This window comes from Nocardia goodfellowii (assembly GCF_017875645.1).
Taxonomy (GTDB): domain Bacteria; phylum Actinomycetota; class Actinomycetes; order Mycobacteriales; family Mycobacteriaceae; genus Nocardia; species Nocardia goodfellowii.
Genome location: NZ_JAGGMR010000001.1, coordinates 5996284 through 6021526, shown reverse-complemented (window position 1 = coordinate 6021526; position 25243 = coordinate 5996284). Strand labels below are relative to the sequence as shown.

Below are 25243 nucleotides of genomic sequence, written 5' to 3'. Positions count from 1 at the left end.
CGGTCGTGGTCACGAGAACGCCGCCTTCAGCTGCGTCAAATGGGTGCGGCTGAATTCCGCCGCTGCCGAGGGGTTTCGGTGCGCGATGGCGTCGGTCAGCCGAATATGCGCCTCGTGGTCGGCGGACTCCGAGGGCACGGGGCGGATCTTCAGCATGTCGATCATCGCCACCCGCAGCCGGGGCAGGAAACTGTCGAAGAGCTGGGTGAGGACGTCATTGTGCGCGGCGACGATCACGGTGCGATGGAATGCCATGTCCGCGTCCACATGGGCGTCGATCGATACTCCGTGCGTCGCACGCGCGGCCAGGGCGCGGCGGATCGCGCGCAGATCGGCCGGGGTGCGGCGCTGGGCGGCGAGGGCGGCGGCCTCGGCTTCGATGGCGATGCGCGCTTCGATCACCGCGGCGATGGTGGCGCGGCGCAGTACCACGTCCCAATCGTCGGTGACATCGAGCGCGGTGACGAAAACGCCCGCGCCCTGGCGACTGTCGAGCACGCCCTTGCCGGCCAGCTCGCGGATCGCCTCGCGCAGCGTCGACCGGCCTACGCCGAGTTGCGCCGCGAGTATCGTTTCGCCTGGTAGCCGGTGCCCGAGCGGCCATTCACCGCCGCGAATGCGGGCGAGCAGCAACTCTGCCGTCTGCGCCGCCAAGGGGTGGCGACGAACCTGGGCAACCATCTCGACCTCTCTACTTGTCTGAGGAGTTGTGTATAGTCTAGCCATCATGCGCACCATGCTTCTGCTTAGCCGCCACGGCGGGGCCTGATCGACCGGCCGCCCGCCGTGGGGCTTCGTCGTGGCCGGTCACCAATGTCCTATTCGTGACAGGAAGCAGAGCCCCTTGAGTACGCGCGTTTTCCCTTGGAATCGTCAACAACCCTCACAGATGCCCTCGCATCGCTATCGCAGCGTCTTCGATCGCGTGGAAGTTCCACTCATCCAGCGCGATTGGCCGAACGCGCGCATCACCCAGGCGCCGCTGTGGGTGCCGGTCGACCTGCGGGACGGCAATCAGGCATTGCCCGAACCCATGGATCCGGAGCGCAAGCGCCGCTTCTTCGAACTGCTGGTAGCCATGGGCTACAAGGAGATCGAGGTCGGCTACCCGTCCGCGTCGCAGACCGATTTCGATTTCGTCCGGCTGCTCGCCGAGACCGGCCTCGCCCCGTCGGATGTCACGATCGTCGTATTCACCGCCGCCCGTGCCGATCTCATCGAACGCACCGTGGAGTCGATTCGGGGCATCGGCAACGAGGTGGTCATCCACCTGTACACCGCCACCGCGCCGACCTGGCGACATATGGTGCTGGGCAAGGATCGAGCCGAACTGCGCGAGCTGATCGTCGCGGGTGGACAGCGCATCCTCGAGCTGACCGAGCACCTGCCGAATGTGCGCTTCCAGTTCTCGCCCGAGGTGTTCAACCTGACCGAACCGGACTACGTACTCGACATCTGCGACCGGATGACCACCTTGTGGGACGCCGGCCCGCAGCGACCGGTGACGCTCAATTTGCCTGCGACAGTGGAGATCGCGACGCCCAATGTCTACGCCGACCAGATCGAGTACATGCACAAGAACCTGGCCCGCCGGGACGGCGTCATACTCTCCGTGCACCCGCACAACGACCGCGGCACCGGCATCGCCTGCGCCGAACTGGCTGTGCTGGCCGGTGCCCAGCGCGTGGAAGGCTGCGTCTTCGGCAACGGTGAGCGCACCGGCAACGTCGATATCGCCACCTTGGCGCTGAACCTGCACGCGCAGGGCGTGGACCCGATGATCGACTTCTCCGACATCGACGGGATTCGCCGGACCGTGGAGTACTGCACCCGCCTGGCGATCCACGAAAGGCACCCGTACGCGGGCGATCTGGTGTACACCGCGTTCTCCGGCACGCACCAGGACGCGATCAAGAAGGGTTTCGCCGAGCATCGGGCCCGCGCCGCCGCCTCCGGTCGCGCCGAGCGTGAACTCGACTGGCACGTCCCGTATCTGCCGATCGATCCGGCGGATGTGGGCCGCGACTATGAGGCGGTGATCCGGGTCAACTCGCAATCCGGCAAGGGCGGCATCGCCTATCTGCTGCACACCGAGTACGGCATCGACCTGCCGCGCGACCTGCAAGTCGACTTCGCCCGCCGGGTTCAGGCACACACCGACGCGACCGGACGCGAGGTCACCGCGGCCGAGCTGCGCGAGTTGTTCGAGGCGGCTTACCCGGCCTGGCGCGATCTCGCGGCCCGATAGCTCACTGATCGGCGAACCGGCCGGCATCTTGGCCCAAAATGCCCGAGATGCCGGCCGGGCGTGCGATGGTAATCGGCGTGGTGCGGCAGGTGCGAGGGAACCTCCCGGCGGAGGTGACGAGCTTCGTCGGTCGTGGTGGCGACGTGGCCGCGGCCAAGGGCCTGCTGTCCAGCACTCGGCTGCTCACCCTGACCGGCCCGGGTGGCGTCGGCAAGACGCGGCTGTCGCGACGGGTGGGTGCGGCGGTGCGGCGGGCATTTCCCGATGGCGTGTGGCTGGTCGAGGTCGCGCACGTGCACGACGGGGAACTGGTCGCGTTGAGTGTCGCCAACGCGCTCGGTCTGCGAGATGACACCAGCGCCCCGCTGGCCGGGCTCACGGAGTATCTGGCCGACAAGAGCTTGCTGCTGATTCTGGACAACTGCGAGCATCTCATCGACGCCTGCGCGAACCTGGCCGGCCGGTTGATTCCGGCGACCACCGAGTTGCGGATTCTCGCCACCAGCCGCGAACCGCTCGGGGTGGACGGTGAGCAGATCATGCCGGTCGCGCCGTTGACGGTGCCCACCGTGGACGAGGACAGCGGCGAGATCCAGGGTGACAGCGACGCGTTGCGGTTGCTCGCCGAGCGAGCGGCCGCCGCCAACCCGGAGTTCCGCGTCACCGACGCCAATCGTGCTGCGCTGGCGGCGATTTGCCGTCGTCTGGACGGGATTCCGCTGGCACTGGAACTGGCGGCATTGCGGTTGCGCATGTTCACCCCCGATCAGGTGCTGGAGCGCCTGGACGACGCCATGCAGCTGCTCACCACCGGGTTGCGCACCGCGCCGCGCCGGCAGCAGACGCTGGAGGCGGCGATCCGCTGGAGCTATGACCTCTGCACGCCCGACGAACAGCGATTGTGGGAGCAGCTGTCGGTGTTCGCGGGCGGATTCGATTTCGACGCGGCGGAGGCGGTGTGCTGTCTGGAACCGCCTGCGGTGCTGGTGGATTCGCTGACCGGCTTGGTGGAGAAATCGGTTCTGAGTTACCGGCACGACAGCGACGGCACCGGCCGGTACGCCATGCTGGAGCCGCTGCGGCAGTTCGCGCTGGCCGAGCTCGCGGCGCACGGGGGCGAGCGGGCGGTCCGCATCCGGCATCGCGACCATTACTATCTGCTGGCGCATCGGGGGCGCACCGACTATTGGGGCAGCCGCGACGCCGATTGGTTCCGTGAGGTCACCCGGGAGCATCCCAATCTGCGTGCCGCGCTCCAGTTCTCACTCGCCGATCCCGAAGGCGCGCATCGCGCCCTGGAAATCGCGAATGAGCTGCGCCCGTTCTGGGAGCACTACCGCTTCCTGCTGGAGGGTTATCGCTGGCTGGGAGAGGCGCTGGCGAAGGATCCGACCCGCAGTGTCGCGCGGGCGCGGACGCTGGCCGCCGCCTCGGTGATCGCCGCCATGCTCTCCGACACCGCCGAAGCGCACCGGTTCGCGCGCGAATGCTTCGAGCTGGCAACCGAACTGGACTCCGCTGAAGTGCTCGTCGAGCACACATTGCTGTCGGCACTGCTGACCTTCGCCGACAACGACCCGCTCGCCGCGCTCGATATCGCGATTCAGGCCGCGGCGGCGGCGGAGGTCTGCGGGCACCACGGAGTGCAGATGGAGAGCCTCGCCTTCGCCTACGTCTGCGCGCTCATGCTGGAGGACGCGCGCGCGGACGCGGTGGCCGCACGGTTTCTCGCCAAGTCCGCCGAGCACGGTTCGCATCTGCTCGGCGGGCTCGCGCACTGGGCCTCCGGCACCAACGAGTGGCGCAACGGCAACCACGACAAGGCGATCGCCGAGCTACGCCGAGCGCTGGAACAGTTCCGGCTGTTCGATCGGTGCGTGTGGTCGGCCTCCGGATTCGATGGGCTGGCCTGGGCCGCCGCGGCGCAGGGCGACTACGCACGCGCCGCCCGGCTGATGGGTGCCGCGGTGTCGGTTCGCCGCGGCAGTACCCAGCGCCTGGCACACGCGATGACCGAGTCGGTCGGGGACAAGGTGCGGGTGCAGGTCGCACAGGCCATGGGGGACAAGGAATTCCGTGCGGCGTTCGAGGCCGGTGCGGCGATGCCGCTCGACGAGGCGATGAACTACGCGATCGGCGCCGAGCCGGCTCCCGCTCCCGCGCCGAAAGCCGCCGCGGCGGACGTTCTGACCCGCCGGGAAAAGGATGTCGCCCGCTTGGTCGCCGCCGGGTACAGCAATAAACGGATCGCGACCGAGTTGGTGATCTCGATCCGCACGGCCGAAAGCCATATCGACCACATTCTGACCAAACTCGGATTCACCTCCCGCACCCAGATCGCCGGGTGGGCAACGCGCAACCTCGGCTGACCCGCGACGGATCAGCCGAGGCGGCGACGCACGGCCGGTGACTATTCGCCGGTCAGGCCGTCGATCGCCTCACGCAGCAGATCGGCGTGGCCGTTGTGCCGGGCGTACTCCTCGATCATGTGCAGGTACACCCAGCGCAGGCTGTACGTATCAGGCCGGTCGGGCCGCGGGTGCGGGAAGGTCTGATCCAGCGGGATGTCCTTGACGGCCGCGTCGCATTTGACGATCTCGTCGCGATAGCGGGCGTAATCCCGTGCGGCGTCGGCTGTTTCGATCGCGTTGAAGTCGGCATCGGTGTCGTCGGTGTAGTCGTGGACGTAGCCGACATCCTTACCGGCGGCCGTGAGCCGGAACCAGCCGCGCTCCACCTCGGTCATGTGCCGCACCAGCCCGAGCAGCGTGAGGTTCGAGGTGGGTACCGCGCGCAGTGTGAGCTGCTCCGCGCTCAGCCCGGAGCATTTCCAGCGCAGCGTGTCACGGTGGTAGTCCAGATATGCCTGCAGTTCCGTGCGTTCATCGCCGACGAGTGGGGGTTCACGTCGATCGACATCAGGTGCCTTCCACGTCATTCGCCGACCCTAACCGGGCCGCTCGACGCGCGCGACTCGATTAATGCAGTCCGTGTACCAGGAAGTCGGTGACGGAGCGCTCGAAGGCGGCCTTGCGTTCGATCTGGACCCAGTGCCCGCACCGGCCGAAGAGCCGGAGATCCGCGTTCGGCAGCTGCCGGGAGGGCAGCAGCGCGCCTTCCACCGGGGTGACCCGGTCGTCGCGGCCCCAGAGCATCAGCACCTCGTTGCGGAGCCCGCGCAGCCGCGCCCACAACGGAACCTGTTCGGCGAAGGCGGGATTCGCGAAGGTGGCGTAGGCGTCGCGGAGCGCGGCGATGGCGGCCGGATCGGCGGCGGTGCGCAGCCTGGCCGCCACCAGCTCGTCGGTGAGGATCGACTGGTCGAACACCATGGTGCGCAACCAGTCCAGCACCCGATCTCGAGTCGGGTCCATGGTGAAGTCGAGCAGGCGCCGGATCCCCTCGGACGGTTCGGGTCCCAGCACATTGACCCCGACACCGCCGGGCGCCATGAGTACCAGGCGGTCCACCCGCTGCGAATGTTCCAGCGCGACCAGGGTTGCCACCGCACCGCCCATCGAATTGCCCAGCAGATGCGCGGTCGGCAGTTCCAGCTGATCGAGTAGACCCACCACGGCGTCGGCGGCGATTCGAAGATAGTTGCGCTCGTACACTTCCGGGCGCGCACTGCCCCCGAAGCCCGGCTGGTCGAGGATCAGGCACCGGAAATGTTCGGCGAGCACCGGCAGGTTACCGCCGAAGTTCGCCCAGCCGGAGACGCCCGGCCCGGACCCGTGCAACAGCACCAGCGGTGGCCCCGAACCCGCCTCGTGGAAGCGAAGTTTCAGTCCGTCGACGGTGACCCAGCGGGTCGTGGACGCCGCGGTCGGCATCAGATCATCCGATCTTCGACGATGATGCCGAATTCTCCGCGACCGAACATCGCCAGCGCCCGCTCGACGTCGTTGATCACGTGCACGCTGCCCGCGTGCGCGTCCCGCCAATGCCGTTCGATGGGGTTGGGTTTACGGATGGAGTGCCCGCCGGAGTTGTCGAACAGCAACTCGATCGCCTGGATCGAACGTTCGGTGCCACGCACCTGATCGCGCCGGGTGCGCAAACGCAGCGCCTGGGGAATCTCCTCGCCCGCTTCGGCATACCGCAGCAACTCGGAGACGTTGCGCTCCATCTGCAAGATCGCGGCGTCGATCTCCGAGGCCGCACGGGCCACCCGGACCTGGGCGAAACCGTCGTCGGCGACCTTCTGGCCGCCGTAGGACAGTCGCACGCGGTCCCGCATCCGCTCGATATGCGCCGCGTAGGCGCCTTCGGCGGCGCCGATGATGGGCGCGACGATGGTGTTGGAGAACACCGCGGCGAACGGAATCCGGTACAGCGGTGCGGGATTGGCTGCCTGGCCGGGACCACGCAGCTGTGACTGTTCCTGCGCGCTGTAGGCGCGGTGGTGCGGGACGAAGGCCTTGTCGATAACGATGTCATTGCTGCCGGTGCCGGACAGGCCGACCACATGCCAGACGTCGTCGATCTCGTAGTCCGCGCGCGGCACCAGAATCGTCAGATAGGTACTCGGATTTCCGTTGTCATCCGGGGCCAGCGCGCCGAGGAACACCCATTCGGCGTGCGCGCAGCCGGAGGAGAAACTCCAGCGGCCGCTCACCTCGTACCCGCCCTCGACCGGCGTCAGCTTCCCGGTCGGTGCGTAGGACGAGGAGATCAGCGTGTCCGCGTTCGCGGCCCACACGTCTTCCTGAGCCCGCAACGGGAACAGCGCCAGCTGCCACGGGTGCACGCCGAGCACCGACGACACCCACCCGGTGGACGGACAGGCCGCCGCGATCGCCCGGACTACCTGGTAGAACGCCACCGGCGATGCTTCCTGGCCGCCGAACCGCGACGGTTGCAGCATCCGGAATACGCCCGCCTCGCTCAGTTCCCGGATGCTCTGGGCCGGCACCTGCCGTTGCCGGTCGGTGTCCGCGGCCCGCTCCCGGATCGCCGGCAGCAGATCCCGGACCCGATCGAGCACCTTGTTGGTCATAGCGGGCGTCCTCCTGCGTTCTCCGGGAATAAGATCCGGCACCTTCAGGATCGCGCACCAGACGCGCGGATCGATGCCGTTTCACCGACGTTAGGCCGGGATATCGGCGGGGTCAGTGGCCAGTCCCGATGATCGGAACCGGGCCGCCGCGGCGCCCGCGCGGCGGCCGAAATAGGTGCCGTCACCGAGGGAGGTGCCGCTGATGTAACCCTCCCCATGTAGTCCGGCGGCGGCTCGACCGGCGGCATAGAGGCCCGGGATGGGCGTGCCGTCGAGGTGCAGTACTTCGCCGTCGACGGTGGTGTGCAGGCCGCCGAGAGTGAAGACGGACGCGCCGGTGCCGGGGCGGGCGGCGCCCTGGCCCGGTGGACGGACACCGGCTTTGATGTCGACCGCGGCCAGTGGGGCAGTGAGTGGGCGTAGCCAGCGGGGCGATTTGTGGAAGTCGGGATCCGCTCCGCGCGCGGCGAACCGGTTGTATCTGGCGACGGTGGCTTCGAGTGCGCCTGCCGGGAGTCCGAGCAGGTCGCCCAGTTCATCGGCGGTTTCGGCGACATGGGCGGGCCGGACGCCCCAGCGTTGCGGTTCGGGGACGTCCTCGTAGGCCTGCTCGTCCAGGATCACCCAGATGTTCATGTCCTGGCCGAAGAGGGCGGCTTGGCCGATGCGGCCGGGGTAGGTGTCCTCGGTGACGAAACGCCGGCCGTGGCCGTTGACCACCAGACCGCGGGCGGCGAGCCCCGGGACCAGGGCCACTCCGACCTGGCCGGTCGACATGTGACGCACGGCCGCGCCGATCGCCTGGGCCATGCGGATGCCGCTGCCGTCGTCGGTGCCCGCGCTCACCTTGGTGTGGCCGAGCAGGCGCGGGGCGTGCGCGGCCAGCATGTGGTCGTTGTCGACGAAACCGCCTGTGGTCAGGATGATTCCGCGGCGGGCGTGGACGGTGAACTCCTGACCGTATCCGCGCGCCCGGACACCGGCCACCGAACCGTCGGCGGCCGTGATCAAACTTGTCACCGCCGTGTCGTATCGCGCTGTCGCCCCCGCTGTTTCGGCCGCCGAGACCAGCACGTCGATCAGGAGCTTGCCGCCGAAGTCCGCTGCCGTGGGACGATGACCGCGCGGGGCCGGGGTCGCGAGTTCGGTGAAGGGCCAACTGTTCTCACCGAGCCACATGAGCCCGTCGTCGGTGGGCGGCACCCAGGCTGGGGCGTCCCAGAGACTTGGTGTGAACGGCACTCCGCGCTCGACCAGCCAGTGGAAGTGTTCGACACTGTCGTTGCTGTACAGCGTGATCTTCTGCTCGTCGGCGCCCGGCCCGAGCGCGGCGCGCAGGAATGCCGCCATCTGCTCGGGACTGTCGTCGAATCCGCAGGCCCGCTGGATCGGCGTGCCGCCGCCGAGATAGATTTCGCCGCCGGACATGGCCGAAGCGCCGCCCGGCCCGCCGGCTTTGTCGAGGATCAGGACCTCGACTCCCGTGGCGGCGGCCTCGAATGCCGCTGCGGCACCGGCACATCCGTATCCGGCGACCAGGACATCGGTCTCGAGATCGTAGTGCGCCGACTCGCTCGTGTTCATCGCCGCGCTCCGTGGCGTCCGGTGGTGTATTCGATCGCGCAGGACTGGTTCATAGCCCCCAGATTCGCCGCTGCCGTCTGCGCAACGGGGAACCCATCTCGGTGGCCAAGGACGCCCGACCGCTCAGTGGGACTGGGTCCGGTCGCCTTACAGCGCACTCGCGACAGTGTGTGAACGGCGTCACTTTCACGAACGGGCGCAGTGAGGAGAGGAAGTCGATGCGGGTCCTGATCACCGGAATCACCGAACCGAGCGGTCGCGCCGTAGCGCGCATGCTGCTGGCCGCCGGGCACGAGGTGGCGGGACTGGACCGCCGGTGGCACCGCTTCGTCGATCCGCGCGTGCTGTTCACCCCGGGCGATCCCGCCGATCCGGCGGTGTGCGCCGGGGCGGTCGCGGAGTGCGCCACGGTGATCCACCTGGCCGGGCCCGATGTCTCGGCGATCGCGGAGGCGGTGCGCGAAGCCGATGCGCACCTTGTGGTTCCAGTGGTCGCGGGGGCGCGGTCGGCGGGGACGACGGAAGCCGAAATCATTCGACGTCTGAATATTTCGGGTGCCGAGCACCTTGTGGTCCGTACCGCGCCACCCGCGGGCCGCCGCGTCGGGCACCAGACCCGGCGCGCCCTCGAACCGATTCTCGGCTCGCGCTCGGAGCGGAGCTTTCAGCTCCTGCACACCGACGACCTGGAGCGCTTCCTGGTGCTCGCCGCCACCGCACCGCGCGCCGGGGTCGTCGAACTCGCCGCCCCCGGCGTGGTCGCCACCTCGCGGTTGCGACAACTGATGCGCGAGAACGGGGTTCGGTATTCCGCGTGGACACCCGGCTGGTCGGCGCGCGGACCGCTGCTGAACCCGTCAGCGGCGCAGCGGGATTGGGGCTTCCGCTGTGGATGGACGGCCGAGGAGGTCGCCGTCGACCTGGTGCGCGGATTGGTCGGCCGCAAGCCCGCGGGGGGTGACTTCCAGCCGCGCCGCGGCGCGATTCCGTTGCCCGGCCATGTGATTCCCGCCCGCGCGCGCACCTCCGACGATCATGAGCTGGCCGATGTGGCTCCGGCGGGCCTGGAGGGCGAATTTGACGACCGCGTCGATCCGCGCTACCCCGTCCACACCGCGACCAACACCTCCGAGGCTCTGCCGGGCCCGCTCACCCCGCTGACCATCGATCTGCACGCCGGCGCGATCCGGCTGGCCAACGAGGCCATGGGCACCATGATCGCGCTGGACGGAATCGCCTTGGAGCACTGGACCAGCCGTGTCACCACGGTGCTCGGCCACCACCTCTACATCAACGCGTCCATCGGTGTACTGGCCGCGGCGAACATGCCCGGCTGGGACGAGGAGAGTATCCGCCGCGACGCCTACGGCAACATTCCTGACGAGATCCCGCTGACCCCGCACGGCAAGCCGCCGATGCCGACCGGTCTCGGCAGCGTCGCGGGCACCTGGCGCGCGACGTCCCGGGTGATCGCCACCGCCCGCCGCTTCGCCGCCACCGCCGAACTGATCAACGCCGCCGCGAAGGCGGAAGCGCTGGACGCCACGGCGATGCACGCGCTCGAGGACGAACAGCTGCACGTGCGCGCCTTACTCTGGCGCGACCGGCTCCATCAGGCCTGGCAGGTCGCCTCCATCGGCGTCATGATGACCGGTGCCGCCACGGCCGTCCACGCGCGCGGCAAGAACGCGGCCGAGGTCCCCATCGACCTGCGACGCCTGGAATCGGCGAAACCGATGCTCGCGGTGGAACGCCTCGCCGAGATCTGCCGCGCCGACCCGGATCTGCGCGCACTCGCCCGAGCCGGAGACGTGGCCGCCGCGCGGGCACGATCATCGGCCTTCGCCGCCGCGCTGGACGCGGAGCTCGCCGAGATCGCCCACCGCGGCCCGGGGGAGTGTGAACTGATCAATCCGACCTTCGGGGACAAGCCCGCCCTGCTCGTCACGGCCGCTGCTCGCGCCGCCGAAATGCCCGCTCCGAAACGGGATCTCGTCGACCCGGCACCTGGGCGCACCGCCCGGATGGCCGCGGGCGCGACCGTGGCCCGCGAACGTGCCCGAGACGCCGTCGTCCGCATCAACCACTGCCTGCGGATGGCGGTGCGCGAACGCGGAGCCCGCCTGGTCGACGCCGGGGTACTCCAGGTCCCCGAGGACGCCTGTTTCCTCACCCTGGACGAAATCTTCGGCCCGCCGGCCGAGGTCGGCCAGGTGGTCGCGCGCCGCCGGGCCGAACGGCAACGCCTGCAAGGCATTCGGATGCCCGATGTCATCGCCGGCGGCTGGGCGCCGGTCGCCGACGCGGGCGTCGTCGCGACCGGGGCGGGCCTGACCGGCATCGGTGTCTGCCCCGGCGTCGTCGAGGGCCGCGTGAAACTCGTGCTGTCCCTGGACGACGACATCGAACCCGGCGACATTCTGGTCGCCTCGGTCACCGACACCGGCCACACCGCCATGTTCGCCTACGCCGCCGCCGTGGTCACCGACATCGGCGGCTCGGCCTCGCACGCCGCCATCGTCGCCCGCGAGTTCGGCGTCCCCTGCGTGGTCGACACCAAGACCGCCACCACCAGCTTCTCCGACGGCCAGCGCGTCCGCGTCGACGGAGCCGCGGGCACCGTCACCCTGCTGGCCGACGCCTGAGACGCACCACAGCTTGGGCCCGAGTTCGCGGCTCATGATCGAAAGGAACCCGCTCGTGACATTCTCGCGCGCACTCCGCGGTACCGTTGCCGCGTCCGCCGCCCTGTTCATCGGGGTGCTACCACTCGACGTGCCCGCGGCGCTGGCTGATTCGGCTGCCGTTCCGGTACTGCGGGCACCCGGTCAGGCCGACCGTCCGATGGGTCTGGCGCACGCACCCAACGCCCGCGACATCGGCGGCTATCCGGTGACCGGCGGCGGAAAGCTGACATTCGGTCAAGTCTTTCGCGCCGACGCCCTGGACGCCATCGATGCCGCCGAACAGGCCCGGCTAGAGGCCCTGAAAATCACCGTGGCGATCGATTTCCGTAGCCCGGCCGAGGTCGCCGCCGCGCCGGACAAGCTGCCCGCCTCGATTGCGCGGATCGAACTACCGGTCTACGACCCCGCCAACGATTTCTTCATCATGATCTCCCAGCTCATCGGCGCCGGTCCGGAGAAACAACAGCAAGCCCTCGGCAACGGCAAGGCCGCCGAGATCATGCGCACCTATTACCGCTGGTTCGTCACCGATCCGTCCGCCCGGGGCCAGTTCGCCGCCGCGTTGCGCGGCGTAGCCACCACGCCCGGTCCGATCCTCTACCACTGCACCGCGGGCAAGGACCGCACCGGCGTGCTGACCGGGATCATCATGGCGGCGCTCGGCGTCGCGAAAGGCCAGATTTATAAGGACTTCCTGGAGTCCAACGACACTCTCGCCGCCGAGAACGAAGCCCTGCTGTCCGCACTGGAAGCGCGCGGCCTGATCAAGGACCGTTCGCTGCTGGTGCCGATCGTCGGCGTGCAGCGCGACTATCTCGAGGCCTTCTTCGACCAGGTCGACCAGACCTACGGCTCGTTCGACACATTCCTGGGCGCCGGTCTGGGCATCGACGCGGCGACCCTGGAGGCGCTGAAGACCAAGCTGGTGCGCTAGCAGGGCATGCCCAGCGGCTCGGGCAGCTGCCCGAGCAGCCCGGAACCGGTGGCGGGCGCTCTCGGGCGATGCCGTCACCGGTTCCGGTCCGAGGTCAGTCGCGGGTGAAGCGCGCGGCGTCCGCGCCGCGCAGATGTCCCGGCGGCAGTTTGCGGCCGCACTGGACGAGCAGCAGGTCCTGGGCACGGCCGGTCAGCGGGGTACCGGAGCCGTAGCTCCAATCCATGTCCTCGGCGCGCAATTGCACCCCGGACAGGTCGACGCCGAAGAACTCGATGCTCTTGGGGGACTGGTCCCGGATCACGTACTCCAGGCGATCCGCCGGGACCACGCGATCGAGCCCGAGCGCCACCGTGCAGTCGAGCCCGTGGATGATGTCGTGGCTGAGCGAGTCCACCAGCTTGCCGCCCGGCGGCTTCCAAGGGTGCGCGATGTTCTCGCGCAGGCAGCGCACGAACTCCGCGGCCGAGATCTGGGCCGTCTCCTTCCGCGCCACCCGATCCGCCATCCGATTGAAATCTCCACGCGCCTTGACCATTTCGAGGGCGAATTTAGGCAGCGACATCCGGAACGGCATGGTGATATGCGCGACCACCTCGCGCACCCGCCACCCCTGGCACAGGGACGGTTTGTCCCAGTCGGACTCGTCGAGGCCGGCCAGGATGTCGGCCAGCTCGCTGCGTTCCGCCTGGATTGCCTGGTGTACGTCGGTATCGGTCATCGCACTCCTCGTCTCGATCGAGCTTCCCGAGATAGGACGGTTCGGAGCGCGCGGAATCATCGGACCCGGCAGATCCAGCTTTCCATCGGCAGCCATCTTGCTCATGACCGTGCGGCATCAGGCACACTGACGCGGTGGATGAGGGCGTGCGTGCGAAGTCCGGGATCGAGGTCCGCATCGGTGACGGGCGGACGCTGCCCGCCTTGCCGGACGCGCTGCTCGATGAACTGTTCACCGGGCATTCCGGCACGGCGGATCCGCTGCTGGAAATCGAGCGCGACGACCGGTGGATCCGCGCCCGGCTGCTCCCGGACCGGGTCTACCAGGTGACGCACCACACCGCGGCCGGGGAGTTCGAGCTCTACACCTCCGACCCCACCCTGGTCCGCGATATCTTGGTGGCCTGGGCCGGTGAGGACCCGCGGTGGCTCGACCGCGTCGCCTGGTCACCCGTCGACCCCGCGATCGCGGAAATCGAATCCATGCGCCAGGAGATGTCGGGCATGCTCGACGGTATGTCCCTACTCGACGACATCGGCTCGACCATGGACGACGCCCTGGCCCGAGCGGATGAATTGCTCGAGAAGGATTGGGACGCCGAGGATTTCGGCTCCGAAGGCGATGCCTGAACGCGGCGGCGGGGTGCGGCGGGCGGTTGCGATCCGGTCGCCGTTCCCCCGAATACGCCCAACGCCGTTGCGAGGGCTGGTATCTGTTGATCCGAGTCGACATCTCCGACCACCCAGCTGCGGGAGACATGGCATGCCAGGCATCGGCGACTATGCGCACGCGGACACCGCGTCTTTCGGGATGGCCTTCGACCAGTACCTGCGAGGTGCGCGGTGAGCGATGGACTATTCCTCGGCATCGACATCGGCACCTCCGGTTCGAAGGGTGTGCTGGTGCGTCCCGACGGCGTCGTCGTCGCCCGCGCCGAACGGCCCCACACGGTGTCGGCCCCGCGGCCGGGCTGGGTGGAGCACGACGCGGAGAAGATCTGGTGGACCGAGTTCGCCGACATCGCCCGTGAATTGGTGGCAGCCGCGCACGGAGCTCCGCTCGGCGGTCTCGCGGTCTCCGGAATCGGCCCGTGCCTGCTGCCCGCCGATGCCGCCGGCCACCCGCTGCGTCCGGCCATCCTCTACGGTGTCGACACCCGCGCGACGGCCGAGATCGTGGAGCTCGACGAAGAATTCGGCGCGGAGGCGATACTGGAGCGGGCGGGTTCGCCGCTGACCACGCAGGCGGTCGGCCCGAAACTGCGCTGGCTCGCCTGGAACGAACCGGACGTCGCCGCCCGCACCGAACTGCTGCTGATGGCGAGTTCCTTTCTGGTACATCGGCTTACCGGTCGCTATGTCCTGGACCACCAATCGGCCAGCCAGTGCGTCCCGATGTACGACCTGCGTGCGCACGCCTGGGCCGCGGACTGGTGTGAGTCCATCGCACCGTGGCTGCGACTGCCCGATCTCGCCTGGCCCACCGAGATCGTCGGCGCGGTGACCGAGGCCGCCGCCGCGGCAACCGGCCTGCCCGTGGGTCTGCCGGTCACCGCGGGCACGGTCGACGCGTGGGCGGAAGCCGCCGGCGTCGGCGTCACCGCGCCGGGTGACGCCATGGTCATGTACGGCACCACCATGTTCCTGGTCCAGGTCCTGACCGAACCCCGGCCGCATCCCGGCCTCTGGACCACGTGCGGCGCGTTCCCCGGCACGTATACGGTGGCCGCGGGCATGGCCACATCCGGTGCCGTCACCGACTGGTTGCGCAAACTCGTCGGCGGGGACTTCTCCGATCTGGTCGAGGAAGCCGGTCGGGTCCCGCCCGGCAGCCGTGGGCTGCTGATGCTGCCGTACTTCGCCGGTGAACGTACGCCCCTGTTCGACCCCGACGCGCGCGGCCTGATCGCCGGTCTCACCCTCGGGCACGGCCGGGCCGAGTTGTACCGTGCCGCTTTGGAATCCATCGCCTACGGCGTCCGGCACAACTTGGCCGCGATGAGCGAGGAAGGCGGGCCGGCGCACCGTCTGGTCGCCGTCGGCGGCGGCACCCGGGGCGGTCTCTGGCCCCAGATCGTCTCCGATGTCACCGGCCTGCCCCAGCAGCTCACCGCCGAGACCGTCGGGGCATGCCTCGGCGACGCCCGATTCGCGGCGGCCGCCGCCGGGGTGGACACCTCGAGCTGGAATCCCTTGGTGGACACCGTCGAACCGGATCAGCAGCGCTATGACCAGTACGAACCGTTCTATCGGCACTACCGCGAGCTCTACACCGCCACCGCGGACATCTCGCATTTCCTGGCCCGCGAACAACATCGCGCACACCTGTCTGGCCCCGGATGAGACCCCATGCGAGGATGCAAGGTTGTTTTCACCATGATTGGGTGTTGCGGTAACAGCGAACACCCGGGAGGACCTGCATGCCCACCGTGACCTTGACCCAGCACAACTTCCACAGCGTCGTCGCCGGCAACAACATCGTCCTCATCGACTGGTGGGCCGGCTGGTGTGGACCGTGTACCCACTTCGCCCCCGTGTACGAGGATTCCTCGGAGCGCCACCCGGAGCTGGTGTACGGCAAGGTCGACGTCGAAGCGGAAATCGAGCTCACCGCGCTGGCGCAGGTCGACCGATTCCCGACCTTGATGGCGTTCCGCGAGGGGTTGCTGGTCTTCAACCAGGCGGGATTCCTGCCGGCCGCGGACCTGGAAGAGGTTGTGCAGCAGATCATGTGGATGGATATGGACGCGGTGCGCCGTGCCACCGCCGAGGCGGAAGCCGGTCAGGTCGCCGCGCAGCCGCCCGCGGCCACCAACCCGCAGCGGCTCGCGGGCCAGGCCGCCGGACCCGCCCGATACGGCTGGCCGGGCTTGTGAATCCGGCGGGTCCGTGCCGCGGCTGACGCCTGCGTCCCGCGCTGAGGCCGCTCCGGCTCAGCGGAGCTTGCGGAAGAACACGCGCAGATCCTCGGTGAGCAGATCCGGAGCCTCCATCGAGGCGAAGTGACCGCCACGATCGAATTCCGACCAGTGCACCACGGTGTTCTGTTTTTCCGCGATGCCGCGCACGGTGTCGCCGCCCGGGAAGATCGCGACGCCGGTGGGCACGCCGGAGTTCGGGAGTTCCGCACCCCACTGCTCGGATTCGCGGTACAGGCGCATCGACGAACCGGCGGTGTTGGTGAACCACAACAGCGACAGGTTGGTCAACAGCAGATCGCGATCGATGGCCTCGTCGGGGCGGGTGCTCGCCGGATTGGTGTAGGTCTGCACGATATCCAGGATCCAGGCGAGCATGCCCGCCGGGGAATCAGCGACCGCCGGTGCCAGGGTTTGCGGGCGGGTGGAATGCACCATGGCGTAGGCGGAGGTGCTCTGGCTGGACCAGTCCTGTAGCTTCGCCAATTTCTCCTGATCCGCTGCGCTGTAGCCGGAACCGTCGTCGTCCCACCCCGGGATGGTGATCGGATCGTTGAGATGCACACCGGCGACGTGCTCGGTGTCGATGCGGCCCAGCTGTGGGGCGACGAACGATCCGGCGTCTCCGCCCTGGGCGCCGTATCGCGAGTAGCCCAGGCGTGCCATGAGTTTCGCGATCAGTTCGGCGCCGCGTTCGGTGGCGGCCGCACCCGGTGCGCGGGTCGGTCCGGACAGCCCGCAGCCCGGCAGGCTCGGAATCACCACGTGGAAGGCGTCCTTCGGATCACCGCCGTGGGCGGCCGGATCGGTGAGCGGACCGATCATCTCGGTGAAATCCTCGAACGGCCAGCCGTGGATCAGCACCAACGGCAACGCATCCGGCTCCGGCGAGCGGATATGCGCGAAATGCATGCGCTGACCGTCGATTTCGGTGACGAACTGGGCTATCTCGTTGCGCGCCGCCTCGGCGGCCCGCCAGTCGTAACCGGTACGCCAGTATTCGGCGAGCTCACGGACGTAGGAGGTGGGAATGCCGTAGGACCAGCCGACTCCGGGCAGTTCGTCGGGCCAGCGGGTATTGGCCAGGCGGGCGTTGAGATCGTCCAGGTCGTGCTGGGGGATGTCGATGCGGAAGGGTTCGATGTTCGTCATGTCCGCAACGGTAGGAGTTACTTAGGACAAGCTCATTCCTAAGTGACTAGCGCGGAACGGAAATGGTCGGCGGCCGAGTCGGAAAGCTCAAGCGCGCCAGGTGGAGTCCACGCTGCCCACGCCCGGCACTGGTGATCCACCACTGTCCCGCGTCCTCGACGAGCTCGGCCGCGTGCGCGCGGATATGGCCGACTTTGTCGCCGATGCGGAAACGGAAGGGGTTGTCGCTGCGGAAGACGTCGGTGCCGGCGTCGGTGGTGCGGGGGCCGATGAAGAGGAACCAGGAACCGTTGTGCGGCACGACGAATGGGCACTGGGTGTTCCCGGATTCGGTGCCGAGGGTGGGGTCGGTGTAGGCGATGTGCCGGTCGCCCCAGTGGGTGAGATCGCCGCTGAGGCGGTAGCAGACGACGTGGTGCCCGCCCTGCGGCGTCCCGGTGGCGCAGTAGTACATCACCCACTTTTCCCCTAGTCGCAGGATCATCGGGTCGCGGGCGTCATAGCCGTCGCGGAAGAGGGGACCGGCTGGGGCACGGGTCCAGCGGAACAGATCGGAGGAGGTGGCGAGGTTCATCGCGGCGCGGGTGCGGTCCGGCCCCCCGCCCGCGTAGAACATGTAATAGCGCCCGCGGGAGGCGATTACGTGGGGTGCCCGGAGCTGGGTCTCGCCGTAGCCCGGGTCGACCGTCAGGGCTGGTGCGCGTTTGGTCCAGGGGCCGTGCGGATCGCGGGCGACCGCGTGGGCGAACTCGACCTTGTGGAAGGGATCCGCTGACTCGGGGCGGGTGATGCCGAACAGGTGCCAGCGGCCGTCGTCGGCGCGCACCAGCGCATGGTCCTCGACGCACCAGGGACGGTGTTCGCCGACGGTCGGGTCGTAGACCTTCGCGAACGGCCCCGCTCGCACCACCTCGCGCGTCGCCATATCGACCATGATCCCGCCGCGCGGCCGATTCCGGGCCGGAGTCAGCTGTTGGGTGTGCCGCTGGGCGGGGGAGTCTGACCCGGGTACTGCTGGGAGCCGGGATGCTGAGGGCCGGGATGCTGTTGTCCGCCGGGACTATTCGGCACCTGATGCTCGGTGGTCGGACCGCTCGGAAACTGCTGGGGCGCCTGGCGAGCCGGATGCGGCATCACGGTGGTCGGCGCCTCCGGCCCGGTCGGATACGGATGCCGGGGCGCGGGTGGCTGGTGACCGGCGTTGGGCGGCGACTCACCGCCCCGCCGGAAACGGTGCAGCGTGCTCTGACCCAACCGGCTGCCGGAGAAGTGCGAGCCGTAGACGCCGAGGGCGAGCGCTCCGGTGATGAGCACCGCGACGCCCGCGACCCAGTCGATATGCCAGAACGCGGCGATCACCCCGGTGATCGAGGCGAGCATGGCGATGGCCTTGACGGCCTCGTCGGTGGCGTTCGCCTGGCCGGCCTGGTCGCTGCCGTGCAGTTCACCGAGCAGGATCAGCACGGCGAGCAACGGCAGCGCGACCGCGAAGGCGATCACCGAGATCTGGGCGGAGGTGCCGAGCGGGTGCGCGGTGAGGAAGCCCTGCAGGATTACTACCCCGATGGCGATCAGGCCGCCGTACATGCGGTTGTTCTGCTTGGCCCAGCTCTGGCGTTCCGCGGGGGTGGCCGACTCGGCGTAGGCGTCGTCCTCTCTCATGGGGCCGACCCTACCCCGCTACTCCTCGACAGCACCTGACGCAATCGGGTCAGCTCCGCGGCACTCAGTCCGTGCGTGCGCAGCCATGCGGCGGCGCCGCCGTGCGTGGCGTGCAGACCGGTGAGGAACTGCCGGATCACCTCCGGGTCCACGGCGAGGATGCCGGTATTGACCGGCGGCAGACCGTGATACGACGGCAGGGCGTCCAATCGGGCGCGAATGCGGGCCAGGCGTTCGCCGGTCAACGCGTAGTCGGCGGCGATCGCCTCGGCGGGCACACCGACCGCGTCCAGCAGGACCGCCGCGACCAATCCGGTGCGGTCTTTTCCGGCCGCACAATGGAATACGACCGAATGCTGGTCGGGATCGGTGAGGACCCGGGCCGCGGTCACCACGGATTGCGCACTGCCGCCGAGTAGTTCGCGATAGAGGCCGACCAGGTCGTAGTGCTGTCCGTCCGGGACCAGGTCGGCGGGGGTCAGGGAGGTCTGGGTGGGCTTGCGCACCGGCAGGTTCAGCACCCGCACCGCGGTCCCGGCCAGCCGGCCGTAGCCCTCCCGTTCGACCTCGTCGGGGTTGCGCAGATCGATCAGCGTGCGCAGGCCCAGCGGGCCGAGCAGGGTGCTCAGGTCCGCTTCGGTGAGGTGCTGCGGGGTGCTCGCGCGGTAGACGACGCCGAAACGCGTTGTCCCACCGCCTGTCACCGGCAGACCACCCAGGTCACGGACGTTGTCGATCTCCGCGAACTCGATCCAGCGGCTCAGGTTGGTGTCGGTGTACATCAGTGGGCCCGTCCGGCGGCGGCTTCATCGGCGCGGGTGAGCCCGCACAGACCGATCAGATCCTCGTGCAGTTCGAACCACACGGTGTGATAGCTGTCGATGATGGGACGCGCCACCCAAACATGGTCACCAGCTTCGATTTTCGCTACGGCTCGGTCGAAGCGAGCCGGATAGGGGCGCAGACGCGGTGCGATCGAGCCGAGCCACCGGACCAGTGGCGTCACCCGCTCGTGCAGCCCGAGCAACCGGGACAGCACCGCGGCGTCGTAGGCGCTGTCGGCGTGATCGTTCGGTGTGCCAGGGTCTTTCATCTGCCAGGCGGTGATGACGTCCTTGAGTTCGCCGTTGAATCCGCAGAATTCCTCGTAGATCGCGGTCATCGCGTCCGGGTCGACGTGGCGGCGTTCCTGGTCGAGCAGGGCCGCCACGTGCTCGCGGCCCGCCGTGGTCAGACGCAGGCCGGCCGGTGTGTTCGCGCACCAGCCATGGTCGATGAAATCAGCACATCGGCAGCTGGTTTCGTATTCCGGCAGCCCTAGGCTGGCCGCTACGGCTTCCGAACGCACCCGCCCCTTCAGGCCGATCAGCCGCAGCAATGCCGAATCGGGGTGGCCGGGAGCATCGGTGGTCGGTTGCGTCCGGCTGTCGAGCGGGGTGGTGCGCGGCGAGACATCGGACGCAGGCAGAGTCCCTGCTGTCATTACTCCATTGTCGGCGGAATGAGTTGCCGATGAACGATTTTCACCCAGTCCGAGGCGGGTCGTCAGAACTGCGGGAAGTTCGCCGGGATCGACTCCGGCCCAGGCGGCCAGCCGCGCCATATCCTCGAGCACAGCCTGTTCCACCGGCTTTCCGGTGACCGCGCCGAGCAGCACCACACCCGCACCGCCGTCCACCGTGACCGTGCGTCCGGCCAGTGCCGAGACGACGCCGGGGCCGCAACCGACCACGCACGGTCGCCCCAGCTCGCGGCTGACCAGCGCAGCATGCGAGGTGGCGCCACCCATTTCGGTGACGACGGCGCGGGCGGCGATCATGCCGTGCAGATCGTCGGGGCTGGTGGTGGCACGGACCAGGATGACGTCTTCACCGGCGGCGGCGCGCGCTTCGGCCTCGTCGGGGTCGGTGACGACCACGCCGCAAGCCAGGCCAGGACACGCGGATTCACCGCGCGCCAACGGCAGCGCACCGGTATCGACTCCGGATTCCGGCCGCAGCACGGTCCGCAGTTGCTCCGCGTCGACCCGGCTCAGCGCCTCCTCGGTGTCGATGAGCCCCTCGTCGGCCATCGCGACCGCCAGGCGAAGCGCCGCGCGCGCGGAACGTTTCGCCGGGCGCGCCTGCAACAACCACAGCCGCCCCGCTTCCACCGTGAACTCGATGTCCTGGATATCGCGGCCATCCCGCTCCAGCAGCGCGGCGGCCGTGAGTAGTTGGGAGTGCACCGCGGGCAGGGCGCCGGCGAGATCGCTCAGCGGGCGCGGCGTGGTCCGTCCCGACACAACGTCCTCGCCCTGACCACCGACCAGCCACTCACCGAACGGCTCGGGCGCGCCGGTATTCGGGTTGCGGCTGAACAACACCCCGGTCCCGGAGTTCGCGTCGAGGTTGCCGAACACCATGGCTTGCACGGTGACTGCCGTGCCGAGCCGGTCGGAGACGCCCCGATTGCGTCGATAGGCCTTGGCGCGCGCGGAATTCCAGGACCGGAAGACGGCGGTGATCGCACCACGCAACTGCTCCCACGGATCCTCGGGTACCGCCGCGCGGGGGTCGCCCAGCACGATGTCGCGGTACTGCGCGAGGAAGCGCCGGTGCGTGTCGCTCGCATAGGCAGGGTTTCCGGTCTCGGCCAGCAACGCCCGCTCCACCGCGGTGTTCATGCCGAGATTGAGGACGGTGTCCATCATTCCGGGCATGCTCACCGCCGCACCGGAGCGCACCGACACGAGCAGCGGCTCGGTCTCGCTACCGAACCGGCGTCCGGTGCCGCGCTCCACGGTCGCGATACCGGCGCGCACTCCCGCCCAGACCTCGGCGCTCAACCCGCCGTGTAACTCGAACTCTTCCCACGCCTGGGTCGTCAGCACGAACGCGGGCGGCACCGGAAGCCCCAGTGCCCGGAGGTGATTCACGCTCCAGGCCTTGCCGCCGATACGTTCCCGCGGCAGCGCGCATTCCCCGTTCAGGTCGGCGACCGAATGGGTGGCCGCCTGGTCGGTACGGTCCGGCAGGCCCACGGGTCCTACTCCGGTCGTCATGTCGCTCCTTCGGTGTCACGGTGTCGGAAAAGCCACCACGCACGAGCGGGTGACAGCGGCGGGTTCAAGCGACTTCCTTCTTCATCTGCGCGGTGATGATCTTCTGGTACCCCGCGCCGAAAAGCCGCGGCAGCAAGGCGATGACGCGCGCGTCGGCGCCGATGAGGATTTGGGCTTTGTCCTTGCGGATACCCGCGAGCAGGGCTTGGGCCGCGGATTCGGGGGTGGTTTTGGCGAGGCGATCGAAATTGGCGGCGAGGGCGTCGCGGTCGCGGCCGCCGCCGGCGCGGGCCTTCCAGGCGATGCCGGTTTTGACCATGCCGGGATGGACGCAGCTGACGCCGACGGGATGGCCGGCGATCTTCATTTCCTGGCGCAACGCGTCGGTGAATCCCCGGATACCGAATTTGGTGGCGTTGTAAGCACTTTGGCTGGGGCAGGCGGCGAGTCCGAACATCGAGGACACGTTGGCGAGGTGGCCGTCGCCGGAGTCGATGAGCTGAGGAAGGAACGCCTTGGTGCCGTACATGACGCCCCAGAAGTTGATGTCGACGATCCACTCGAAGTCCTCCCAGCTGAGTTCGTCGACATTGGCGGTGAGCGAGACGCCGGCGTTGTTGATGAGCAGGTTGGCGGGGCCGAAATCGGCGTGTACGTCGTCGGCGTGGGCGTAGACGGCGGTGCGATCGGTGACGTCGAGCCGGTAGGCGCGCGCTTGCGCGCCCGCTTCGGCACAGAGCGCGGCTGTTTCGGCGACGTTGTCGAAATTACGGCCGGACAGCGCCAAACGCGCGCCCCGGTGCGCCAATTCGAGGGCGAGGGCGCGACCGATGCCCGCCCCCGCGCCGGTGATGACGGCGACCTTGTCCTGAAAGTTCTTCACAGTGTTCCTTACTTGGTGGTGTAGCCGCCGTCGGCCACGAATTCCGAGCCGGTGCAGTAACCGGCTTCGTCGGAGATCAGGAACAGCACCAGGGCGGCCAGTTCCTCCGGGGTCGCGGCGCGGGGCAGCGGCTGGTCGATGACCATCGCGTGCGAGCGTTCGGATTGCTCGGTCATTTCGGTCGCCACCACGCCGGGATGCACCGAATTGACGCGGATACGGTCGGCGCCGAACTCCTGCGCGGCCGCCTTCGTCATCCCGCGCACCGCCCACTTGGAAGCGACATAGCCGAGGATGTTGCTGAAGGCGATGAGGCCGCCGATCGAGGAGATATTGACGATCGATCCGCTCCCGGCGCGGCGCATCGACCCCAGCACGGCCTTCATGCCGAGGAACACCCCGATCTGGTTCACGTCGAGCACCTTGCGGAAGTCCGCTTCGGTGAGTCGCTCGATCGGATCGACGTGCACGATCCCGGCATTGTTGACCAGGCCCGACACCGGTCCGAACAGCCGTTCCGTCTCGGAAACCACAGCGTGCCAAGCGGTTTCGTCGGTGACGTCGAGCGGAAGGAATGCCGCGCGCGCACCGAGCTCGGCCGCGACCGCCTTCCCCTCGTCGAGTACGTCGGCGACCACCACCGAGGCACCCTCGGCGACCAGACGCCGCGCGAACGCCGCGCCCATGCCGCGCGCCCCGCCGGTGACGATCACCGTCTTACCGCTGACCCTGCCCATATCCTGCTCCTTGGTGTTCGAGGTCGGCGAGATGCTGGGCGGCCAGGTAGCCGAACACCATGGCGGGGCCGATGGTGGCGCCCGCTCCCGCGTAACTGTTGCCCATGACGGCGGCCGAATTGTTGCCCGCCGCATAGAGTCCCGGGATCGCGGCGCCATCGGCGCGCAGGACTCGGGAATGTTCGTCGGTGACCAGTCCGCCCTTGGTTCCGAGATCGCCGGGCACCATCTCCACGGCGTAGAACGGGCCCTGATCGATCGGTGCCAGGCAGGGATTCGGCCGCACGGTCGGATCGCCGTAATACCGGTCGTAGGCGGATTCGCCGCGGCCGTAGTCGGCGTCGTGGCCGGTGCGGGCGAAACCGTTGAACCGTCGCACCGTCGCGGTGAGTTTGTCCGCGGGCACCCCGATCTGGCCGGCCAGGGCTTCGAGGGTGTCGGCCCGCTTGATGATCCCCGCGTCGAAATACTTCCGCGGGATCGGTCTTTTCGGGAAGGTGCCGAGGAACAGGTACCGGTTCCGGAACCGCTGATCCATCACGAAATACGCGGGTACGTGCCCGACGCCGGTGGCATGCCGCTCGTACATGGTGTGCACCACGTCGACGTAGCTGGCCGATTCGTTGGTGAACCGCTCGCCCGCGGCGTTGACCATGATCCCGCCCGGCTGGGAGCGTTCGGCCAGGCAGAAGAACGGCGGACCGTCCGGGTTGCGCACCGAGGGGCCCCACCACGCGTCGTCCATCAAATCCAATGCCGCGCCGGCCGATTCGCCCGCGCGGATTCCGTCGCCGACGTTCTCGATCGCGCCGACGGTCCATTCGGTGCTGACCGGTCCGGTGAAGTACCGCTCGCGCATCTCGAGGTTGTGCTCGAAACCGCCCGCCGCCAGTACCACGCCACGGCGGGCCCGGATCTCCACCGGCGCACCGTCTCGCAGGGCCCGTACGCCGATCACCGCGCCATCGGCGGTGATCAGTTCGGACAGTGGCGTGTTCAGCCACACCGGCACCCCCGCGTCCCGCAGCGCCAGCCACAGTCGCGCCACCAGTGCCTTGCCCAGACTCAGCGGGATGCGCCCGCGTAGCCGGTTCAGGACCGCCTGCACGGCGACCCGGACCGCGGTTCGCTTGCCCTTCCAGGTCCGCCCGATCATGTTCAGGTCGTGAAAATCGCTGACCGTGAAGGCGATTCCCTTCGGGCCCGACATCGTCGGCTGGTTGATCAACGCCAGATCTTCGCCGAGTAGCCGGCCGTCGACGATCGCCGGTTCGATACTGCGACCCTGCGCGAGTCCACCCGGCTTCTCCGGGTGGTAGTCGGAATAGCCGCGATCGTAGACGAACTGCAGATGCGGGGTTCGCTCTTGCAGGTAGGCCATCATGCGCGGCCCGTTGTCCAGGAACGCGTCCTGCTTGGCCTGTGGGACCCTGTCGCCTACAACCTCTTTCAGATACACCCGGGCCAGATCGGGGCTGTCGGGCACGCCCTCGCGCACCAGCACCGGATTGTTCGGGATCCACACCCCGCCACCCGATCGCGCGGTGGAACCACCGAAGCTGGCGCTCTTCTCGATCACCACCACCGACAGCCCGCGATAGGCGGCCGTGAGCGCGGCGGTCATCCCCGCCGCGCCGGAACCCACTACGACAACGTCGAATTCCATGTATGTCCCT

The 25243-nt window shown here is 68.6% G+C and carries 20 protein-coding genes and 1 pseudogene; 7 read left to right on the top strand and 14 right to left on the bottom strand.

Going from position 1 to position 25243, the window contains the following annotated elements:
- Window positions 1–9 precede the first annotated feature (9 nt).
- On the bottom strand, window positions 10–681 hold the full coding sequence (locus BJ987_RS27770; protein ID WP_209895739.1) for a FadR/GntR family transcriptional regulator: 672 nt from the start codon (window positions 679–681) through the stop codon (window positions 10–12).
- 208 nt (window positions 682–889) lie between these two features.
- On the opposite strand from BJ987_RS27770, the pseudogene BJ987_RS27765 reads away from it, so the two are divergent.
- Both BJ987_RS27765 and BJ987_RS27760 read left to right on the top strand, forming a co-directional pair.
- Window positions 890–2218: pseudogene (locus BJ987_RS27765) on the top strand (2-isopropylmalate synthase); the annotation flags it as partial.
- Between the two features lie 77 nt (window positions 2219–2295).
- The gene (locus tag BJ987_RS27760) at window positions 2296–4617 is read left to right on the top strand and encodes an ATP-binding protein (RefSeq protein WP_245366158.1); all 2322 of its coding nucleotides are present in this window, start codon (window positions 2296–2298) and stop codon (window positions 4615–4617) included.
- A gap of 41 nt (window positions 4618–4658) precedes the next feature.
- Here BJ987_RS27760 and BJ987_RS27755 read toward each other — a convergent pair whose 3' ends face one another.
- From BJ987_RS27755 to BJ987_RS27740, 4 genes are all read right to left on the bottom strand, one after another.
- On the bottom strand, window positions 4659–5186 hold the full coding sequence (locus BJ987_RS27755; RefSeq protein WP_209895735.1) for a DinB family protein: 528 nt from the start codon (window positions 5184–5186) through the stop codon (window positions 4659–4661).
- Between the two features lie 40 nt (window positions 5187–5226).
- A complete protein-coding gene (locus BJ987_RS27750) occupies window positions 5227–6081 on the bottom strand; it encodes an alpha/beta fold hydrolase (RefSeq protein ID WP_209895733.1) in 855 nt (284 codons plus the stop codon).
- Window positions 6081–7247 (bottom strand): 3-hydroxy-9,10-secoandrosta-1,3,5(10)-triene-9,17-dione monooxygenase oxygenase subunit, encoded by a 1167-nt coding sequence (gene hsaA, locus BJ987_RS27745; RefSeq protein WP_209895730.1) that lies wholly within the window; start codon window positions 7245–7247, stop codon window positions 6081–6083. The genes BJ987_RS27750 and hsaA overlap by 1 nt, the downstream gene beginning before the upstream one ends.
- 90 nt (window positions 7248–7337) lie before the next feature.
- Window positions 7338–8831, bottom strand: a complete 1494-nt coding sequence (locus BJ987_RS27740) for an FAD-dependent oxidoreductase (protein WP_209895728.1) — start codon at window positions 8829–8831, stop codon at window positions 7338–7340.
- Window positions 8832–9049: 218 nt separating this feature from the next.
- Between BJ987_RS27740 and BJ987_RS27735 the strand changes: the two genes are divergently transcribed.
- Entirely contained in the window at window positions 9050–11476 is a 2427-nt protein-coding gene (locus tag BJ987_RS27735) for a PEP-utilizing enzyme (RefSeq protein ID WP_209895726.1), read from the top strand.
- Between the two features lie 55 nt (window positions 11477–11531).
- A complete protein-coding gene (locus tag BJ987_RS27730; protein WP_307869776.1) occupies window positions 11532–12452 on the top strand; it encodes a tyrosine-protein phosphatase in 921 nt (306 codons plus the stop codon).
- Window positions 12453–12546: 94 nt separating this feature from the next.
- Here the strand turns inward: BJ987_RS27730 and BJ987_RS27725 are convergent, their stop codons facing one another.
- Complete coding sequence (locus tag BJ987_RS27725) at window positions 12547–13173, bottom strand: maleylpyruvate isomerase family mycothiol-dependent enzyme (protein WP_209895722.1); 627 nt, start codon at window positions 13171–13173, stop codon at window positions 12547–12549.
- A 146-nt stretch (window positions 13174–13319) separates the two neighbouring features.
- On the opposite strand from BJ987_RS27725, the gene BJ987_RS27720 reads away from it, so the two are divergent.
- The 3 genes from BJ987_RS27720 (at window position 13320) to BJ987_RS27710 (ending at window position 16048) form a co-directional block, all read left to right on the top strand.
- Complete coding sequence (locus BJ987_RS27720; RefSeq protein WP_209895720.1) at window positions 13320–13802, top strand: hypothetical protein; 483 nt, start codon at window positions 13320–13322, stop codon at window positions 13800–13802.
- 213 nt (window positions 13803–14015) lie between these two features.
- On the top strand, window positions 14016–15515 hold the full coding sequence (locus BJ987_RS27715) for an FGGY-family carbohydrate kinase (protein ID WP_209895718.1): 1500 nt from the start codon (window positions 14016–14018) through the stop codon (window positions 15513–15515).
- A 77-nt stretch (window positions 15516–15592) separates the two neighbouring features.
- The gene (locus BJ987_RS27710) at window positions 15593–16048 is read left to right on the top strand and encodes a thioredoxin family protein (protein ID WP_209895716.1); all 456 of its coding nucleotides are present in this window, start codon (window positions 15593–15595) and stop codon (window positions 16046–16048) included.
- 57 nt (window positions 16049–16105) lie between these two features.
- Here the strand turns inward: BJ987_RS27710 and BJ987_RS27705 are convergent, their stop codons facing one another.
- From BJ987_RS27705 to kstD, 8 genes are all read right to left on the bottom strand, one after another.
- Window positions 16106–17242, bottom strand: coding sequence for an epoxide hydrolase family protein (locus BJ987_RS27705; protein WP_209895714.1), 1137 nt, complete (start codon window positions 17240–17242; stop codon window positions 16106–16108).
- 46 nt (window positions 17243–17288) lie between these two features.
- Window positions 17289–18167: a glycoside hydrolase family protein gene (locus BJ987_RS27700; RefSeq protein WP_245366157.1), complete on the bottom strand. Its 879-nt coding sequence runs from the start codon at window positions 18165–18167 to the stop codon at window positions 17289–17291.
- Window positions 18168–18208: 41 nt separating this feature from the next.
- Complete coding sequence (locus BJ987_RS27695; RefSeq protein WP_209895713.1) at window positions 18209–18904, bottom strand: hypothetical protein; 696 nt, start codon at window positions 18902–18904, stop codon at window positions 18209–18211.
- Window positions 18901–19686 (bottom strand): tyrosine-protein phosphatase, encoded by a 786-nt coding sequence (locus tag BJ987_RS27690; RefSeq protein WP_209895711.1) that lies wholly within the window; start codon window positions 19684–19686, stop codon window positions 18901–18903. The genes BJ987_RS27695 and BJ987_RS27690 overlap by 4 nt, the downstream gene beginning before the upstream one ends.
- Window positions 19686–21947 carry a pyruvate, phosphate dikinase gene (locus BJ987_RS27685; protein ID WP_209895709.1) on the bottom strand — a complete coding sequence of 754 codons (2262 nt, stop codon included), beginning with the start codon at window positions 21945–21947 and terminating at the stop codon, window positions 19686–19688. The genes BJ987_RS27690 and BJ987_RS27685 overlap by 1 nt, the downstream gene beginning before the upstream one ends.
- Before the next feature lie 64 nt (window positions 21948–22011).
- On the bottom strand, window positions 22012–22830 hold the full coding sequence (locus BJ987_RS27680) for an SDR family NAD(P)-dependent oxidoreductase (protein WP_209895706.1): 819 nt from the start codon (window positions 22828–22830) through the stop codon (window positions 22012–22014).
- An 8-nt stretch (window positions 22831–22838) separates the two neighbouring features.
- Complete coding sequence (locus BJ987_RS27675) at window positions 22839–23567, bottom strand: glucose 1-dehydrogenase (protein WP_209895703.1); 729 nt, start codon at window positions 23565–23567, stop codon at window positions 22839–22841.
- Window positions 23548–25233, bottom strand: a complete 1686-nt coding sequence (gene kstD / locus BJ987_RS27670) for a 3-oxosteroid 1-dehydrogenase (RefSeq protein ID WP_209895701.1) — start codon at window positions 25231–25233, stop codon at window positions 23548–23550. The genes BJ987_RS27675 and kstD overlap by 20 nt, the downstream gene beginning before the upstream one ends.
- Between the last annotated feature and the right edge of the window lie 10 nt (window positions 25234–25243).

Coding starts and splice junctions, on each gene's coding strand:
- BJ987_RS27770 (WP_209895739.1), bottom strand. CDS start 681: ATGGTTGCCCAGGTTCGTCGCCACCCCTTGGCGGCGCAGACGGCAGAG.
- BJ987_RS27760 (WP_245366158.1), top strand. CDS start 2,296: ATGCCGGCCGGGCGTGCGATGGTAATCGGCGTGGTGCGGCAGGTGCGA.
- BJ987_RS27755 (WP_209895735.1), bottom strand. CDS start 5,186: ATGACGTGGAAGGCACCTGATGTCGATCGACGTGAACCCCCACTCGTC.
- BJ987_RS27750 (WP_209895733.1), bottom strand. CDS start 6,081: ATGCCGACCGCGGCGTCCACGACCCGCTGGGTCACCGTCGACGGACTG.
- hsaA (WP_209895730.1), bottom strand. CDS start 7,247: ATGACCAACAAGGTGCTCGATCGGGTCCGGGATCTGCTGCCGGCGATC.
- BJ987_RS27740 (WP_209895728.1), bottom strand. CDS start 8,831: ATGAACACGAGCGAGTCGGCGCACTACGATCTCGAGACCGATGTCCTG.
- BJ987_RS27735 (WP_209895726.1), top strand. CDS start 9,050: ATGCGGGTCCTGATCACCGGAATCACCGAACCGAGCGGTCGCGCCGTA.
- BJ987_RS27725 (WP_209895722.1), bottom strand. CDS start 13,173: ATGACCGATACCGACGTACACCAGGCAATCCAGGCGGAACGCAGCGAG.
- BJ987_RS27710 (WP_209895716.1), top strand. CDS start 15,593: ATGCCCACCGTGACCTTGACCCAGCACAACTTCCACAGCGTCGTCGCC.
- BJ987_RS27705 (WP_209895714.1), bottom strand. CDS start 17,242: ATGACGAACATCGAACCCTTCCGCATCGACATCCCCCAGCACGACCTG.
- BJ987_RS27700 (WP_245366157.1), bottom strand. CDS start 18,167: ATGGCGACGCGCGAGGTGGTGCGAGCGGGGCCGTTCGCGAAGGTCTAC.
- BJ987_RS27695 (WP_209895713.1), bottom strand. CDS start 18,904: ATGAGAGAGGACGACGCCTACGCCGAGTCGGCCACCCCCGCGGAACGC.
- BJ987_RS27690 (WP_209895711.1), bottom strand. CDS start 19,686: ATGTACACCGACACCAACCTGAGCCGCTGGATCGAGTTCGCGGAGATC.
- BJ987_RS27685 (WP_209895709.1), bottom strand. CDS start 21,947: ATGACGACCGGAGTAGGACCCGTGGGCCTGCCGGACCGTACCGACCAG.
- BJ987_RS27675 (WP_209895703.1), bottom strand. CDS start 23,567: ATGGGCAGGGTCAGCGGTAAGACGGTGATCGTCACCGGCGGGGCGCGC.
- kstD (WP_209895701.1), bottom strand. CDS start 25,233: ATGGAATTCGACGTTGTCGTAGTGGGTTCCGGCGCGGCGGGGATGACC.